The following is a 17756-nucleotide window of genomic DNA, read 5'->3' on the forward strand; positions in this document are numbered from 1 at the left end:
GTTTCTAATCGACTGTCTTTGTCATAAAAGATTTCATATCTTTGATGAGTTCATTATCAAATAATCTCATGAAGATTATTGTACTGGCCAGACATGAGATTAGTGAAATAAATAAATGGATGGAATTATTGAAATGAAGTAATTGTATTAATTCCTTAATTATCCAAATTTGAATAGATAACCCAATACAAAGAAAAGAAAATTTGATCGTATAGTTAATTATTTCATTTGAAAAGAGAAAGAAATCCTCTTTTTTATGACTATAAATATACATCGCCAGAGTAATATAAGCAGTCAGGCTTATTGATAAAGGGATACTTAAGTAACCTATAAACTGAAAAAGTATCAAAGTTAAGATTATATTTATTATCACTGAAAACGTAGTTATTTTGAACGGCGTCTGAGGATCATTTTTTGCAAAATAATATGGGCTAAGGATTTTAGTTATGCACAAGGCTGGTAAACCTAATGAAAATAACTGAAGAACAGAAGCAGTACTTCGAGTTGATTCAGAGTTGAATTCCCCTCTTTCATAAATAAACTGGATAATTTCATGACTCATCATGAACAATATAATCGATGAAGGAAAAATAGTTGCTATCGCAAGTTTGTATGCCTTATTTTGAATATTCAATGCAGAACTAATATCATTTAAAAATATACTGCGACTTAATACAGGTATAAGCACAGTTGCAATTGATATACCAGTAAGTGTCAGTGGAAGCATGTAAACTCTATCGGCAAAATAAATATAAGATATAGCACCTTCATAGAAGGAAGCAAAAATAATTCCCACCAAAACATTAATCTGAATAAATGTTTGAGAAAAGAAAGTGGGAGCTATTAGTCTAAAGAATTTCTTTACATCCAAGAAACCATCTTTTAAGTTTATTGATGAAAGCCAAAAATCTTTATCAGTAGAAAATAGTAAAAATAAAATTTGCAAAACTCCTCCGATAAGAAGGGTCCAGCACAAATAAATCACTTTGCTTTCCCCAAAGTTGGCAGAAAAAGTAATATATGAAATAACTGTGAGATTTAAAATTATTGGAAGGGAGGCAGTTAATGAAAATTTATTTCTATAATTTAATAAACCTGAAAATACAGAGCTCATTACAATGAAGGTTAAATATGGAAATGCAATTCTTGAACATAAAACCATTAATGAAAATTTAGGATGGTCTACAAATCCTGGAGCAACTAATCGCAATATGTAAGACATGTATATTTCTGTTAATAAAATAAGAGGTATCAGCAGAAGAAAAGATATCCAAAGTATTTTTTTTGCAAATTCATGTCTTTTTCGGATTGAATTCTCGCCATCAATTGAACTTAAGGTAGGAATAAATGCTGAATGGAATGTTTCACCTGATAGAGATTGCTGGAAAGAAAATGGTAACCTAAGAGCTACAATAAATATATTTGATAATAGTCCAGATCCAAGAAAGGCAGCTATAAATATATCTCTGATAAAACCTGAAATTTGTGAGAAAAATATAAATAATGAGTTTATGAAAGAGTTCTTCGCTAAATCCATCTTATAGTTTCAATGATAAATTCTTACTGGCTATCAAAATCTTTCAATTTGTAATGTGGGTATAAGTCCAAATTTTTCTTTATGAAGTCTACCATCTCTAAAATCATTATTTCATAAGTCGGTATCTCATAATTTATAAGTTTTCTAGAGTCCGTGAAACTTTTGTCGATGTTTATTCCGTTGATAGGCCTAATTAATATTTCTTTGTTCGTATATTTTTTGAAAAGTTGCAAGATTTCATTTTTACTAATAGGAGATCCATTTGTCAGCTGATAAACCCCAAAAATATTATGGTCTATTGCCCACTTAACTCCTTTTGCTAGCTCTAATGACGTTACACCTGACCAAATTGCATCCGAAAATCCCTCAATTTCGCCTTCCTCAGACATAAACCAATTGAATAGTTGCTCTCCATCCTTTTTGAGTTCAGGTCCTATTACAGATGTTCTTATTGTTAAATGTTTATCATCTATCACTTCACCTAAAGCTTTTGTTTTTGCATAGACATCTAAACCATCTTTTATATCATTCTCCACATAAGGTGTTCTTTTTTCCCCTGAAAAAACACAATCTGTGGACATATGAATAAGCTTTATAGACATAGTGTTGCAAATATTTTTAAGTCTATGGGGCAGGATCGCATTGGTGTAAATAGCAAGTTCAGGATCTGACTCGGATTCTTTAATTAGAGTGCCTACGCAGTTTATCAAATAATTAGGTTTGATCTTCTGTATTGCAGAATTGAGTAAGGCCTCATCCAAAATATCTAAGAGCAGCGTGTCCTCATGTAATTTATTTCTGTAAGAAATGTTGGCAATCTCATACTCGGGATTGCTTGATAATAAAAAGTGTATTTGGTGTCCAATCAGACCTGTAGAACCAAGAATGAGAATTTTCTTTTTCAAAGGGATTAAATATCTTTAGACCATACTGTCCTATTAACATAATCTGTATAGGAGAGTATTATCCTCAAAACTTTTTTTGAAACATTATCAATTGAATAATCATTCACTATTCTCATTGGTCCATCAATTTTATTTTGGTTCACTACTACTTCTATTGATTCTAAGATCCTATCTTTATTTAACCCTGTCATAATAAGTGTTCCTTCATCCATGCCTTCTGGTCTCTCGTGTGCTTGACGGACTGTAATCGCTGGAATCTTTAGAATAGAAGATTCTTCAGTGATAGTACCACTATCGGAAATTACACAATAAGCATTGATTTGAAGCTGATTATATTCATGGAAACCATAAGGTTTTGAAAATCTGAGATATTGATTATTTTCTTCATAACCTATCTCCTCCAATTTCTTTTTTGTTCTTGGATGGGTGGAAATTATAACTGGTAGTTTATATTTTTTTGTTATCGCATCTATGGCATTGAGGAGATTCTCAAAGTTTTTAGGTGAGTCTACATTTTCTTCTCTGTGGATGCTCATTAAAAAATATTTGCCTTTGGTCAGACCTTCTCGTTCAAGGATATCGCTTTCTAATATACTTTGCATATTCTCATTCAAAACTTCTAACATTGGCGATCCAGTTTTTATTACTGTTTGAGGCTTTAGTCCTTCGGCTACCAAATAATCTCGAGCTTGTTCAGTCAAGGGCATATTTATATCACTTAAGTGATCTACGATCTTTCTATTAATTTCCTCCGGCACCCTCTGGTCAAAAGATCTATTTCCAGCCTCCATATGAAAAATTGGTATTTTTCTTTTCTTAGCCGGTATGACACACAAACAGCTGTTAGTATCACCATATATGAGCAATGCATCGGGCTTTATGTCTACGAATACTTTGTCTATCTTGCTTATTATGTCTCCAATTGTCTCTGATGGGCTTCCTTTAATAGCCTCCAAAAAAAAATCAGGCTTTCTAATTCCAAGCTGTTCAAAAAAAAGTTCATTTAATTCGTAATCATAATTTTGCCCAGTATGAACAATCACATGTTCCACAAATTTATCAAGTTCTTTCATGACTTGACTCAATTTTATGATTTCGGGCCTTGTTCCAACCACCGTCATAACTTTTAATTTTTTATTCATACTTTTAACGCTTCTTTAATTATATCTAGTTCTAGTAAGGTTGATTTCATTTCTTCTATATTATATCTATAGGTGTTGTGTGAATTGTAATCCTCTTTATTAGAGATATCCTCTTCGCCTTCAGTATAGTAACTTGCATAATTGAGATCTCTATTATCCGAGGGTATCCTATAGTAATCACCCAAGTCTTCTGCTTTAGCCATTTCCTCTCTTGTTAAGAGTGTTTCATATAGCTTCTCACCATGGCGCGTTCCCATTAGCTTGATTTCATTATTGACCTCAAATATTTCTAATAAGGCTTCTGCTAATATCATTAGACTAGAAGCGGGTGATTTTTTAACAAAAGTATCCCCGGAAAACCCATTTAAAAAGGCATACTCAACTAGTTCTACTGATTCTTCAAGACTCATCATAAATCTTGTCATCGAAGGATCCGTGAGTGTAAGGGGTTTATTAGATTTGATTTGATTAATAAACAGAGGTATCACAGAGCCCCTGCTTCCCATTACATTGCCATAACGAGTTGAACACAGAGTAGTTTCTGTTGTCGTTCTTGATTTAGCAGCAACGAGTTTTTCCATCATAGCTTTGCTCAAGCCCATTGCATTAATAGGATAAACTGCCTTATCAGTGCTTAGGAAGACAGCATTCTTAACTTTATTATCAATCGATGCTTGGAGCACATTTTCCGCTCCAAGAATGTTTGTCTTGATTGCCTCAATGGGATAAAACTCGCATGAAGGTACTTGTTTCAAGGCTGCTGCATGGAAGACAAAGTCAACCGATGACATAGCCTGATTTATACTTTGATAATCTCTTACATCGCCAATGTAAAATTTCACTTTGTTATTATTTATATCTATTCTCATAGACTCTTGTTTCTTTTCGTCTCTGCTGAATATTCTTATTTCACTAAATTCATCTTTTTTCAAGAATCTTGACAGGACAGCTTTTCCAAATGAACCTGTTCCACCCGTTATGAGTAATATCTTATCTTTTAGCATTTATCTCCCTTTCAAGCTGAAACTAAGTTTCCTTTATGGTATTTATAGTTATGTCAATATTATATAAATATATGATACAAGCATAGGAGGTCTTAGTGTATCGTTATGTTTTGTTAGCCTTAAAACAAAAATAGCTTATATAAAATGGTAATTTTAGTAACTGGAGCAACGGGTTTCCTTGGGAAAAGAGTTTGTAATATGCTTTTGCAAAAGAATCATAAGATAAGAGTTATTTCGCGTAATTCTTCAATTAAATTTGACGATTTAGTAATAGCTGACTTGGCCAAAGATAGTATTGAAGAAACTATATTTAGTGATGTAACTTCTGTTATTCATCTTGCTGGACATGCTCATGATTTGAAAAAAAATCGCAATACAGAAAATTATTTCAAGCTAAATGTAGATGGAACAAAAAAGTTGGCGGAAATGGCGAGTATTTCTGGTGTAAAAAATTTCATCTTTATAAGTAGCACTAAAGCAGGAGTTGCTGAAGATTCTATCTCATCTGTAGGTCAGGCAGAGGGCATATATGGTCAATCAAAGCGAGCTGCAGAATTAGCAATTTTAAATTTATCACCAGCTTCGAATATGAAAGTGAATATTATCAGGCCTGCACTTATTTATGGTCCTGAAGTTAAAGGGAATCTTAGATTGATGTTGAACGGAATAAAGCAAGGTTGGTTTCCGCCCCTACCATCAATAGGAAATAAGCGTTCCATGGTACATGTTGATGATGTTGCTTCGTGTATTAGCCATATAATGGAGAAAGATAATTCTGATAAACAGATATATCAGCTTACGGATGGTAATGAATATTCTTCCTCAGAAATTTATGATATTTTGTGCAAGGTTTCTGGAAAAAATATTCACAGCATTAGAGTACCTCTTATTTTTTTTAGGTTGCTATCAAGGTTACATCCCTCGATAAGATATAAAATAAATAAATTATTAGGTGATGAAACATTTTCTAATTTAAAAATAATTTCTACCGGGTTCAAACCAAAAAAAACTTTGCAGCATATTAATGAAACGGATTATTGATATCTTAATTTCTTCTGCGCTTATAGTGTTGATGACCTTTCCTATGTTATTGGTGTACATTCTTATAAGAATAGATTCACGTGGACCGGGTTTATATTGGTCTGAGAGAGTAGGAAAGAATAATGTTAATTTTATGATGCCTAAATTTAGAACAATGCATGAAGGTACCACATCGGTTGCTACACATCTGCTGGACGATCCTTCAAATCATTTAACAAGATTGGGTAATATGCTGAGAAGGACTAGTATAGATGAATTGCCCCAATTGTATTCTATTTTAAGGGGCCAAATGACTTTTGTTGGTCCTAGACCAGCTTTATTCAATCAGAATGACCTTATCAGATTTAGAACAAAAAATAATATCCAAAGCTTATTGCCCGGGGTTACAGGTTGGGCTCAGATTAATGGACGTGATAATATAAGTATTCAAGAGAAGGTAATGTTTGATCTTGAGTATCTTGAAAAAAAGTCTGTTCTATTCGATTTACATATTATCCTTCTTACTCTTTTAAAAGTTCTTAAAAAAGAGGATGTTTCCCATTAGATGGCCAATTTAAATAAAAACTTTATATGAATTTGAAAGACCTCTTGCTTTCATCCTCAAGGCTTACTAAAAAGATTCTAGCTTTAGCCTGCGATTTCTTTTCTATTTACCTTGCAATATTGTATGCACTATTTACGAGTGAATACTTTGATATAGTCATCATTGATAACTTCTTTACTTTGATATGGATGCCTATTCTAGGAGTAATAGTTTTTTGGTATGCAGATGTTTATAAATCTGTTGTGAGATATATTGATTTCTCAGTTATTTTTACTCTTATAAAATCTATTACATTAACTCTGTGCATTTACGTAATCTTGATTGGTACATATTTATTTTCAACTAGCCAATTTCCTTTTCAAATAAATACCTATTTATTCTCTTCTGAAGTCTGGATATCTGGTTTCATGGCTGCCAGCTTCTTCATAATTGGCTCAAGATTGATTGCTAATTCATACTTGTCCGAGAGTACCTCAGAAAAAAAAGTTGTGATTTATGGAGCAGGCTCAGCTGGAATACAATTAGCCAGTGCTTTAAGAGTGAGTAAAGAAATGCAACCTATCGCATTTATCGATAGCAACCCGTCTTTGCACAATACTTTTCTAGGAGGTATTAAAGTTTTATCTCCTATTAAACTAAAAAAATTGGCTTTAAGAAAAAAACTAGATGAAGTCCTTATTGCCATGCCTTCTGCATCTAAAACAACCTTAGTCTCACTTCTGAAAGAAATTGAGAATTATTCAGTCAAAGTCAGAATACTTCCAGGTTTAGCCGCTCTTGCACAAGGGAAAGTATCTGTTTCTGAACTTAAAGAGGTCGATATTTCAGATTTATTAGGTAGATTTGAAGTTGAAGCAAATCAAGAACTAATTAATAAAAATATTAAAGACCGTGCAGTTTTGATTACTGGTGCAGGAGGCTCAATTGGTTCTGAGATAGCTAGGCAAGTTGTTAAAAATAAACCCAGAATGATCATCATTTTAGATTCTAATGAATACTCACTATATAAGATAAGGAATGAACTCGAAGCAAATTCGTATGATGTAGAGATCAAAACCATACTAGCCAATGTTACAGATAAAAAAAGAATGACTGAAGTTTGTAAGGTTTTTGACATAGATACCATTTATCATTCGGCTGCTTACAAACATGTCTCGATTGTTGAAGAAAATCCATTCGAAGCTGTATCAAATAATATTTTTGGTACTCAAGTATGCGCTCAAGCAGCTATCGATGCCAATGTAGATACTTTCGTTCTCATCTCAACAGACAAAGCAGTAAGACCAACAAATATAATGGGTGCTACGAAAAGATTCGCAGAGTTAATTCTTCAGTCCATGGCTTACGAGGAGAGTTATAATAATAGAACAAGAATGACAATGGTCAGGTTCGGTAATGTAATAGGATCTTCGGGATCAGCTATTCCACTTTTTCAAAAACAAATTAAAGAGGGCGGGCCAGTTACTGTGACTCATCCAGAAGTAATAAGATATTTCATGTCTATTCCAGAAGCTGCAGAACTAGTTATACAAGCTGGTGCAATGGGGGAAGGAGGAGATGTTTTCGTTCTTGACATGGGCGAGCCAGTTAACATCTATGAGATCGCAAAAAGATTGGTAAATTTAAGTGGAATGGAGCTAAAAGATGAAGATAATCCAGAGGGAGATATTGAGATAATTTTCACTGGCCTCCGTCCTGGAGAGAAACTTTATGAAGAGCTCCTGATAGGAGACAACGTTACCGCTACAAAACATAGTCAAATTTTAAGAGCTCAAGAAGATTTTTTAAGTAAAGTAAAATTAGAGCACTTCCTATCTTTATTGAAAGAAGCTGAAGAATCAGGCGATGTAAAGTCTCTGAAGAAAATCCTAGAAGAGGTGGTAATTGGCTTTACTCCCGAGGATGAAATAGTAGATGTAGTTTATCAACAGAAAAAGAATTAATTTGGATTGAGCTGATTTTGTATACTTTTATAAATTCCTTAGATGATTTGGCTTTCCTAAACAAGGAATTATTAAATAGACCTTATGTAGCTGTTGATACAGAGTTTAGAAGAACTACAAAAGATAATATGAGATTAGCTTTACTCCAAGTAAATGACGGTGAAGAAATTTATTTAATAGACTCAATCTCAATACAAGAGCCCAAAGGTCAAGCTAGTTTTCTTTTTACTAATTCCGTAGTAAAAATTTTTCACTCCTGCAAAGAAGATATTGAGGCGATATATGCTTGGACAGGAGAGGTTATGAATAACTTATTTGATACCCAACTTGCAAATGCATTTTTGAATGGTGATTTCTCAATAGGATATCAAGGACTTGTTGAAGAAAAATTAGGAATCATCATAGACAAAGGAGAGACAAGATCAAATTGGATTAGAAGGCCTCTTACGGATTCTCAACTAAATTATGCCGTCTCTGATGTAGAGTTCCTAATAGAGTTATATCTCGATCAAAAAAAATCACTAGAAAAGAATGACAAGTTAGGGTGGTTACAAGAGGAGCTCTCTTTACTCACTTCAAAAATATTTGAACCTTTTAATGAAGAAACCAAAACTAAAATAAGTTTGACTAAAACTGAAGAAAAAAAACTTTTGAATAAATTAAATCAGATTGTGATTAAGATATCAGTTGCAAATAGTATTAATCCCACTTTGTTCTTTTCAAAAAAAAGTCAAAAAGAATTCATGAGACTTACTTTGAATGAAGGACTTGAAGAAAGCATTAGTACGATTACAGAATGGAGATCAAATCTTATTAAAAAGCCTTTAGAGGTTTTACTTAGAGATTTCTAAATATGTTTTGGGCGGTATATATTTTTTTTTCTATAATCTTTAGTTATTTTCTAAGTAAATTTTTTAATGGAAAGACTAGGATATTCTTGTTTTTCCTGAGCTTGATCATGCTGATAACACCTGCTCAAATTGATATTGGTTTAAACAAATATTCTCCTGCTTTATTTTCTTTTCTTTTGAATATCCTATTTGAAAGAGATTTTTCTTTTCGGGTTCTAAGGCCTTTGATACTCAGCTTACCTTTGGGCTTGGTTACAATTACATTAATTTTTTTTTTCAAAAAAAGATTCTTTTAATTGAAAGATTCTTGGTATTAATTAAACCTAGAGTATTTTTTCCTTCTAAAAAGCCGGCTGATTCTCCGGGATTAAAATAGATAATGTCATTAATTGTTTCTTCCCTGTACCTATGGGTGTGACCATGAAGTATGATGTCTAGATCTTTATGATTTTGTAAATATCCATCGATTAGATCCGGTTCATGAAATACAACCACTCTTATTCCATCTAGATTTAGAGAAAGAGGTGGTTCTTGGAATTTAAAGTTATTCTCCTCGCAAACTTCTTGCAGACCAACCTCTGAGCGATCATTATTTCCAAAAACACCTGTTAATGGACAATTAAGTAAACTGAATTTTTTTAACGTTTCAGCCTTTGTTATGTCGCCAGTATGTATAACTAAATCAACTTTCTCATTATTAAGTATTGAAATTATCTTACCTATATTTTTTATGTTGTTGTGTGTGTCACTGATAACACCAATCAACATAGGCTTTTAGACTTTTTCTAGAATGTGTATACCACAGGCACTTCCTAAACCAATAACGTGAGTTAAGCCAATTTTCAGGCAAATTCAAAAATCCAAAGTTATTTCGTATATTATTTGAGAACTGTGTCTTTAGACTTGTTCCAAGAATTGTAAAAGCAGACTGGGAACGACTATCTTTTTCGAGGATAACGGCAGTGGCTGCATCTCCGAATATGAAATGTGCATCTCTGTCTTTGAAGTTTAAATGGCCTGAACAAATCTCGGGATTAACTACTAGGACCTTATCTGCAAGACCTGATTGAATGTCATTATAGGCATTTTGTTAGACTTTTTCTAGAATGTGTATACCACAGGCACTTCCTAAACCAATAACGTGAGTTAAGCCAATTTTTGCATTTTCAACTTGTCTTTTTCCAGCTTCGCCTCTTAGGTGAGTACAAACTTCATAAATATTTGCTATGCCTGTAGCTCCTAAGGGATGGCCTTTTGAAAGTAACCCTCCCGAAACATTGACAGGAATTCTTCCACCAAGCTCTACTTCACCTTCATCTATTATTCTCCCAGCTTCACCATCGTCACAAAGACCAAGATTTTCATAGTGAAGCATCTCAGCTGTAGCAAAACAATCGTGTAATTCAACAAGATCAATATCGCTTGAATCAAGACCTGCCATTTCATAAGCTTCATAAGCAGCTTTTCTTGTACAAGAGTTAACATCTGGCATAACTAGATCTCTTTCTTGGTAAGGATCACTTGTCATAACTGAAGCCTTAACTCTCACTGCTCTTTGCGTGCCAAGTTCTTTAGCTTTCTTTTCCGAGACCAAGACTGCAGCAGCAGCTCCATCAACATTTACAGAGCACATTAATTTAGTGTTAGGGTAAGAGATCATTTCTGCGTTCATTACCTCGTCTAAGGGTGTTTCAATCTGATATCTTGCTTTAGGATTCATCGTTGAGTGATGATGATTTTTTACAGAAATCTTTGCAAATTGTTCAAAAGTAGTTCCGTATTGTCTAGCATGTTCCATACCTGCTTCAGCAAAAACTGCAGGCATTGTACCCGAGCCTAACAAGCCCTCTTTCGGTATTCCTGCTCCTCCTCCAGAGCCACCTAAAAGACCAGTACCCATCTGTTCAACACCTACAGCAAGTACTACATCATATAAACCTGCTTTAATTGAAGTCCAGGCTTCTCTAAAAGCCGTTGCTCCTGTTGCACAAGCGTTAGAACAATTTACAACTGGAATACCCGTTTGACCTATCTCTTGTAGAATTCTTTGTCCTACCATGGCATTGGCTTGTCCAAGATTACCGCAATAGAAAGCCTCCATATTTCCTATATTTAGTCCAGCATCATCAAGTGCTAACAATGCAGCTTCTGCACCAAGATCCGGGACAGTTCTATCTGGAAACCTTCCAAACTTAATCATATCAACACCTAAAACATATACATCACTCATAATTTTCTCCCTTATGAAATTGGTTTAAAGAAATAGCTGATATAACTATTTCCGTCTTTATCTTTTCTACCTAAAGCATCATCAAATATAACTTCTACTGGCATATCAAAATTAATTTTATCTGGATCTGGCTCACAATCTATGAGATTTCCTTTTACTGTTCCTCCTCCATCGAGATCAACTATCGCAGATATGTAGGGAACTTCTATTCCAGGAAAAGATCTAAAAACAATAGAATAAGAATATAATTTTCCAGTATTATTCAGCTTAATAGATTGCATAGAGTCTCGCGCAAAACAATTCGAACAAACATTCCTTTCTCCTAGAAATATTGAACCACACTCACTACATTTATGACCTTCTAGATAAGGTTCTCCGCCTTCCGGCAGTTTTAGATATTCGACAACAGGTAAACTCATCATTCCCCCTATAATTAATTCTAGTTTTATATATATTTAACTTAATTACAATAGCTGAACATGAGTTTTTGGAAAGCAGGAATAGGCGGTATGATTGGTTTCTCAATCGGAGGACCTATTGGAGGAATACTTGGTGCAATAATTGGATCAAAACTTTCGGCTAGAGATCAAACTAAACCATCAATGAAGCAGAGAAATCAAGCTGCTTTTTTTACTGCTCTTTTCGCATGTTTCGCCAAAATTGCAAAAGCTGACGGTAAAGTATCTCGAGAAGAAGTAGATAAAGTTGATCACTTTATAAAGGAGAGATTCAAATTTCCATCAGATCAGAGACTATTTGCTATTGAAATATTTAATCATGCAAAAGATGATCATAATTCCTTTCGAGATTATGCTAGCCAGCTTGCTTCACTTTTGTCATCCGATAGACCAGCCTTAATAATGTTTTATGAGCTTCTATTTGAACTTTCGATGGCAGATGGCCATCTGGACCCTTCAGAAGAAAATCTTCTACTCGAAGCGTTAGAGATTTTTCAAATTGATCAAGAATTTTTCAAAATTAATAAAAAGAAGTATGGAGGGAATATATCTGATGCCTATGTCATCCTTGGAGTAACCGAAGATATGTCATTTAAAGATATAAAGGTTGCTTACCAAAGAAAAAGAAAAGAATTTCATCCTGATACTTTATTATCAAAGGGTTTGCCAGAAGAATTATTAGAGAAAGCCAAAGAAAAATTTATTGAAATCCAATCGGCCTTTGAAGAAATAGAAAAGAAAAAAAATAAATAAAGATTTCCAATTTTAATTCCCTTATTATCTGTCTACATGTCAGTAATTATTTCAGGTACAGGCTTATTCACTCCTAAAGATTTCATAACTAATGAAGAACTAGTCCAAAGTTTTAATCAGTTCGTCATAAAATTTAATGAAGAAAATAAGGATCAAATAGATTCTGGTGCCATAGATGCTTTAGAACTATCAAGCAGTGAGTTCATAAAAAAAGCTTCCGGTATTGAGCAAAGATATGTTCAAGATAAAGAAGGAATACTTGATATAACTAGAATGAGACCTAGATTGAAAGAAAGATCTAATTCCGAGGTTTCTATTCTTGCTGAGATGGCAATAAAAGCTGCTGAGGAAGCCATAAAACAATCAGGGATAAACTCTTCTGATATAGATGTGGTCATATGTGGTTGTTCAAATCTTCAAAGAGCATATCCTGCTGTAGCAATAGAGGTTCAACAAGAGCTTGGAATTTCTGGTTACGCATATGATATGAATGTTGCGTGTTCATCGGCGACATTTTCCATACAAAATGCCTATAATGACATTCAATCAGGTCTTGCAGATAAGGTCCTAGTAGTTAATCCCGAGATTTGTTCAGGCCATTTAAACTTCAAAGACAGAGATGCACATTTCATATTCGGAGATGCAGCCACTGCCGTTATCCTCGAAAAAGATAGTCGTTCCCAGTCTGCTTTTACAATTCTTGGAACAAGTCTAAAGACACAGTTCTCAAATAATATACGAAATAACTTTGGATTTTTGAATTTGCCTGAAAATTCTGATCCAAACGCCCCTGATAAATTATTCATACAGAAAGGCAGGAGTGTCTTCAAAGAAGTTGTTCCGATGGTCCAGGCTCACATAGCTTCTCATTTAGATAAACTAAATATTGATATTCAGGAAGTAAAAAGGTTATGGCTTCATCAAGCAAATTTAAGTATGAACCAGCTAATTGCCAAGAAACTTTTAGGGAGAGATCCGGATGAGCAGGAAATGCCAATTATTTTGAATGACTATGCTAATACTAGTTCAGCTGGCTCTATAATAGCTTTTCACCAAACAAAAGATGACTTTGTATCCGATGAAATTGGAGTTATAAGTTCTTTTGGAGCTGGATACTCAGTTGGAAGTGTAATTTTACAAAAGATTTAATATGAAATTTTTATCGAGAATTCATAATACGTTAAAGGGCTTTGAAGCCTTGGAGTTTTTACCCTTATTCCTTATAAGGCTCTATCTTTTTTATGTACTTTGGTTTGCTGGAATAAATAAAATAGATTCTTTTGATAAGTTTTCAGGTTATTTGGGAACTCTCGGAGTCCCTCTCCCAGATATCGTTACTTGGTTAGTTATTATCACTGAAACTGGAGGCGCAGCATTAATTCTAATAGGTTTATTTGTTAGGTGGTCCTCAATTCCACTTTTGGTTGTTATGTTTTTTGCAGGATATCTTGTCCATTGGCAAAATGGATGGCCTCATGAAGCAAATGGTATAGAGTTTGCTGCTATTTATTCATTGATGCTTTTCATTTTATTATGTTTCGGTGGAGGAAAATATTTGAGTCTCGATTATTGGGTATCAAGTAATAAATAAATGGAACTATATCAGGCCTCAGATAACCTTCTAGAACCAATAAGCAAGGTTCATGAATGGATTCAAGAAGCTCAGCAAAATGGAGCTGCATTGCCTCATGCTATGAATATCTCCTCAATAAATTTTGAGGGTAAACCGTCTTCAAGAATGGTCTTACTGAAAAGAATAGGCCAAGAAGAATTTGTCTTCTTTACTGACTATCATGGCAATAAGGGAAAGCAGATAATTAAATCACCTTATGTCGCTTTAAACTTTTGGTGGGCAAAGACAAATAAGCAAATCAGAATAGAAGGCAAATGTTCCAAGGCAACAGAAGAAGAAAATGATGAATATTTTTCTTCTAGACCAAGAGGTTCGCAGATTTCAGCCTCTGTTTCCTTGCAAAGTGAAGAAATAGATTCATATCAATCTTTAGTTGAGCGGTCTCAGGAATTTGAATCCAATCATTCTGGGAAAGATATAACAAGACCACAAAGATGGGGAGGATTCGTAGTAGAACCAGAATCTCTAGAATTTTGGGAAGACCAAAAGAATAGGTTACATACAAGAGAACTATATTCAAAACAAGGCAGTGAATGGAAAAAGGTCCTTTTGTCGCCTTAAATCAGATTATCCATTACAATATAATCTTTTAATAACATGTGTCCTTTAGTATGGGCCACCACTGAATATGCCTTCAATAAAACTTCCAGATAATTCCACAAGAAATTTTGACAATCCTTTAAGTGTTGAGGATATTGCTAAAGATATCGGTACAGGCCTTGCAAAAGCTGCAGTTGCAGGAAAAATTGACGGTAAATTAGTTGACGGGTCAGAAATCATTGCTGACGATTGCAGCTTAGAAATCATAACAATAAAAGATGATGAAGGCCTTGAAATAGTCAGACATTCATGTGCTCATTTGTTGGCTCATGCCCTTAAACAGCTTTATCCAAATGCCCAAATGGCAATAGGCCCAGTAATAAGAGACGGGTTTTATTACGATATCAAACTTGATAAAAATCTATCAGATGAAGACTTAGAGGCTATAGAGAAGAGAATGAAAAAGCTTGCTAAGACTAAATACGATGTTAAGAGAGAAGTCGTATCACAAAAAAAAGCTATCAAGACTTTCAAAGAGAGAAATGAACCTTATAAAGTAAACCTTGCAGAGGAAATACCTGATGGTGAAGTCATAGCGTTATATCACCATGAAGAATATATAGATATGTGCAGAGGACCACATGTTACCAATATGAGACATCTTCAAGCTTTTAAGCTCACGAAAGTATCAGGTGCTTATTGGAGGGGAGACTCAAAAAATGAAATGCTTCAAAGAATATACGGAACAGCTTGGCCTAATTCAAAAGACTTGGAGAATTATATTCTCCAACAGGAGGAAGCGGAAAAGAGAGACCATAGGAAATTAGGAAGGCAATTAGATTTATTTCATTTTCAAGAAGAAGCACCCGGTATGGTTTTTTGGCATCCAAAGGGGTGGTCTATTTATTCAGCTCTAAAAACCTTCATACAATCCAAACTAGCCGAATACGATTATCAAGAAATTAATACTCCTCAGATAGTTGATAGAAAGTTGTGGGAAGCTTCCGGACACTGGGATAAATATCGAGAAAATATGTTTATCACGGAAATCGATGAAGAACATGCTAATGAGAAGAGGACAAATGCCCTAAAACCAATGAATTGTCCTTGCCATGTTCAGGTATTTAATCAGGGGCTGAGGTCCTATAAAGATCTACCAATAAGATATGCCGAGTTTGGCTCATGTCATAGATATGAAGCTTCAGGAACGCTTCATGGTCTCATGAGAGTTAGAGGGTTTACTCAAGATGATGGGCATATATTTTGTACCGAAGATCAGATTCAAGATGAGACCAAGAAATTTATAGAATTACTAACGGACATATATGCTCAACTAGGATTTAATGAGTTTGATATAAAACTTTCAAATAGGCCTGAGGTTAGGGCTGGTTCAGAGCAAGTTTGGGATAAAGCGGAACAAGCGTTGGAGGATGCAATAAAAAATCTGAATTTACCGTATGAAGTAGTTGATGGTGATGGTGCTTTCTATGGTCCAAAGTTAGACTTTGTTCTTATTGACGCTTTAGGCAGGGAATGGCAATGTGGAACTTTTCAACTAGACTTTATCTTGCCTGAGAGATTAGATGCAAAATTTGTTGACTCTGATAGTGAAAAATATAACCCAGTGTTAATTCACAGAGCCGTTTTGGGTTCTTTTGAGAGATTCATAGGTGTTTTGATTGAACATTATGGCGGGGCTTTACCTACTTGGTTGTCACCAATACAGGCAGAAATTCTCAATATTTCTGATAAACAAGCTGAATATTGCTCAAAAATAGGCAATTTATTGAAAAAAAGTGGATTTAGGGCACATTCGGACTTGAGGAATGAGAAGATCACTTATAAAATTCGCGACCACTCTATGCAGAAGACACCTTTTCTTTTGATAGCGGGCAACAGGGAGATGAAAAATAACACGATTTCTGTTCGAGCTAGAGGAGGGGAAGATCTTGGAGAAATGTCTATTGATGACTTCATCCAAAAACTTCAGAATGTAGTGGATGAAAAAATATAGTTAATAGGAGAATCACATAGCTCAAAGAAAATCTTTCAAGAAGTCTGAAAAACGATTACCCATTAATGGTGAAATTAAGGCAGATAAAGTAAGACTCATTAGTGAAACGGGAGAACAATTAGGAATATTAAGCTTATCTGAGGCTCTAAAGAAAGCTGAAGAAGCAGATTTAGATTTAGTTCAAATGGCTAAGGAAGGAGATCCTTTAGTTTGCAGACTTTTAAATCATGGTAAACATATATTTGATGCAAAAAAACAAAAGGCTGCATCAAAAAAGAAACAAAAAAGACAACAAATAAAAGAGATAAAATTTAGACCTGTAACTGAAAAAAATGACTATGAGATAAAAGTAAATAAAATTAAAAGTTTTATAGAAAATGGAGACAAAGCAAAGATTACATTAAGATTCAGAGGCAGAGAAATGGCCCATCAGCAGATAGGCATGGAGCTTTTAAAAAGAGTTGAATCTGATCTAGAGAGCATGGCAAGTGTTGAACAATTTCCAACTTTAGAGGGAAGACAACTAGTAATGATGATGGCCCCCAACAAGAAAAATTAATTATGAGTAAATTAAAAGTCCATAGTGGAGCGAGTAAAAGGTTCAAGAGCACAGGTTCTGGGCTGAAAAGAAAAAAAGCCAATAAGAGTCATATTCTCACCAAAATGAAAACTAAAAGAAAGAGACAACTTAGAGGCACAACAGAGATAGCTAAAGGCGATCAGCCGCTTGTCGATAAGATGTTAAAAATTAAAACTTAAGAGAAAATAATGGCAAGAGTAAAAAGAGGGGTCCAAGCAAAGGCTAGGCATAAAAAAGTACTTAAGCAAGCTAAGGGCTTCAGAGGTGCAAGGAGCAGAACATATAAGGTAGCAAAACAAGCTGTTATGCGCGCTGGGCAATATGCCTATAGAGACAGAAGAGTAAAGAAGAGAGTATTTCGTTCTTTATGGATTGTAAGAATCAATGCTGCTGCAAGAGATAATGGGATTACTTACAGTCAGCTTATAGCTGGATTAAAAAAGGCTAATATAGATTTGGATAGAAAAGTTCTGGCTAGCCTTGCTGTCAATGATAAGGAAGCATTTTCTTTAATAGCAGAACAAGCTAAATCAAATTTAGCAGCTTCATTATAATTCTCTTCATAAGCTACAACCTATTAT

The 17756-nt window shown here is 34.3% G+C and carries 19 protein-coding genes and 1 pseudogene; 12 read left to right on the forward strand and 8 right to left on the reverse strand.

What is annotated here, in order from left to right; translation table 11 throughout:
- Positions 1-4: 4 nt before the first annotated feature.
- Genes murJ through M9C83_01415 form a run of 4 tightly spaced genes read right to left on the reverse strand, consistent with a single transcriptional unit; the run spans position 5 to position 4588 of the window.
- Complete coding sequence (gene murJ / locus M9C83_01400; GenBank protein URQ66881.1) at positions 5-1537, reverse strand: murein biosynthesis integral membrane protein MurJ; 1533 nt, start codon at positions 1535-1537, stop codon at positions 5-7.
- A gap of 23 nt (positions 1538-1560) precedes the next feature.
- Positions 1561-2442, reverse strand: a complete 882-nt coding sequence (locus M9C83_01405; protein URQ66882.1) for an SDR family oxidoreductase — start codon at positions 2440-2442, stop codon at positions 1561-1563.
- A 5-nt stretch (positions 2443-2447) separates the two neighbouring features.
- Positions 2448-3584 carry a UDP-N-acetylglucosamine 2-epimerase (non-hydrolyzing) gene (gene wecB / locus M9C83_01410; GenBank protein URQ66883.1) on the reverse strand — a complete coding sequence of 379 codons (1137 nt, stop codon included), beginning with the start codon at positions 3582-3584 and terminating at the stop codon, positions 2448-2450.
- On the reverse strand, positions 3581-4588 hold the full coding sequence (locus M9C83_01415; GenBank protein ID URQ66884.1) for a polysaccharide biosynthesis protein: 1008 nt from the start codon (positions 4586-4588) through the stop codon (positions 3581-3583). The genes wecB and M9C83_01415 overlap by 4 nt, the downstream gene beginning before the upstream one ends.
- Before the next feature lie 144 nt (positions 4589-4732).
- On the opposite strand from M9C83_01415, the gene M9C83_01420 reads away from it, so the two are divergent.
- The 4 genes from M9C83_01420 to M9C83_01435 are packed head-to-tail and all read left to right on the forward strand — an operon-like array spanning position 4733 to position 8967.
- Positions 4733-5629 carry an NAD-dependent epimerase/dehydratase family protein gene (locus M9C83_01420; protein ID URQ66885.1) on the forward strand — a complete coding sequence of 299 codons (897 nt, stop codon included), beginning with the start codon at positions 4733-4735 and terminating at the stop codon, positions 5627-5629.
- Positions 5613-6173: a sugar transferase gene (locus M9C83_01425; protein URQ66886.1), complete on the forward strand. Its 561-nt coding sequence runs from the start codon at positions 5613-5615 to the stop codon at positions 6171-6173. Before M9C83_01420 ends, M9C83_01425 begins: the two co-directional genes overlap by 17 nt.
- A 26-nt stretch (positions 6174-6199) precedes the next feature.
- A complete protein-coding gene (locus M9C83_01430) occupies positions 6200-8116 on the forward strand; it encodes a polysaccharide biosynthesis protein (protein URQ66887.1) in 1917 nt (638 codons plus the stop codon).
- Between the two features lie 17 nt (positions 8117-8133).
- On the forward strand, positions 8134-8967 hold the full coding sequence (locus M9C83_01435) for a ribonuclease D (GenBank protein ID URQ66888.1): 834 nt from the start codon (positions 8134-8136) through the stop codon (positions 8965-8967).
- A 276-nt stretch (positions 8968-9243) separates the two neighbouring features.
- Here M9C83_01435 and M9C83_01440 read toward each other — a convergent pair whose 3' ends face one another.
- The 4 genes and pseudogenes from M9C83_01440 to M9C83_01455 form a co-directional block, all read right to left on the reverse strand.
- Complete coding sequence (locus M9C83_01440) at positions 9244-9735, reverse strand: metallophosphoesterase (protein URQ66889.1); 492 nt, start codon at positions 9733-9735, stop codon at positions 9244-9246.
- 82 nt (positions 9736-9817) lie between these two features.
- Positions 9818-10057 (reverse strand): annotated as a pseudogene (locus M9C83_01445) (beta-ketoacyl-ACP synthase III).
- Positions 10058-11197, reverse strand: a complete 1140-nt coding sequence (locus tag M9C83_01450; GenBank protein URQ66890.1) for a thiolase family protein — start codon at positions 11195-11197, stop codon at positions 10058-10060.
- A gap of 11 nt (positions 11198-11208) precedes the next feature.
- Positions 11209-11616 (reverse strand): Zn-ribbon domain-containing OB-fold protein, encoded by a 408-nt coding sequence (locus M9C83_01455; protein URQ66891.1) that lies wholly within the window; start codon positions 11614-11616, stop codon positions 11209-11211.
- Positions 11617-11676: 60 nt separating this feature from the next.
- Here M9C83_01455 and M9C83_01460 point away from each other — a divergent pair, with 60 nt between their 5' ends.
- From M9C83_01460 to rplT, 8 genes are all read left to right on the forward strand, one after another.
- Positions 11677-12408, forward strand: a complete 732-nt coding sequence (locus M9C83_01460; GenBank protein URQ66892.1) for a TerB family tellurite resistance protein — start codon at positions 11677-11679, stop codon at positions 12406-12408.
- Positions 12409-12444: 36 nt separating this feature from the next.
- Positions 12445-13557, forward strand: a complete 1113-nt coding sequence (locus M9C83_01465; GenBank protein URQ66893.1) for a beta-ketoacyl-ACP synthase III — start codon at positions 12445-12447, stop codon at positions 13555-13557.
- A gap of 1 nt (position 13558) precedes the next feature.
- Positions 13559-13999, forward strand: coding sequence for a DoxX family protein (locus M9C83_01470; protein ID URQ66894.1), 441 nt, complete (start codon positions 13559-13561; stop codon positions 13997-13999).
- A complete protein-coding gene (pdxH, locus tag M9C83_01475; protein URQ66895.1) occupies positions 14000-14602 on the forward strand; it encodes a pyridoxamine 5'-phosphate oxidase in 603 nt (200 codons plus the stop codon). It abuts the gene before it with no gap.
- A 67-nt stretch (positions 14603-14669) separates the two neighbouring features.
- Positions 14670-16595: a threonine--tRNA ligase gene (thrS, locus tag M9C83_01480; protein ID URQ66896.1), complete on the forward strand. Its 1926-nt coding sequence runs from the start codon at positions 14670-14672 to the stop codon at positions 16593-16595.
- A gap of 16 nt (positions 16596-16611) precedes the next feature.
- On the forward strand, positions 16612-17154 hold the full coding sequence (gene infC / locus M9C83_01485) for a translation initiation factor IF-3 (GenBank protein ID URQ67381.1): 543 nt from the start codon (positions 16612-16614) through the stop codon (positions 17152-17154).
- 2 nt (positions 17155-17156) lie between these two features.
- On the forward strand, positions 17157-17354 hold the full coding sequence (gene rpmI, locus M9C83_01490; protein URQ66897.1) for a 50S ribosomal protein L35: 198 nt from the start codon (positions 17157-17159) through the stop codon (positions 17352-17354).
- 9 nt (positions 17355-17363) lie between these two features.
- Entirely contained in the window at positions 17364-17729 is a 366-nt protein-coding gene (rplT, locus tag M9C83_01495; GenBank protein ID URQ66898.1) for a 50S ribosomal protein L20, read from the forward strand.
- Positions 17730-17756: the final 27 nt, after the last annotated feature.

The sequence above is a fragment of the SAR86 cluster bacterium genome, from assembly GCA_023703575.1.
Lineage (GTDB): Bacteria > Pseudomonadota > Gammaproteobacteria > Magnimaribacterales > Magnimaribacteraceae > Magnimaribacter.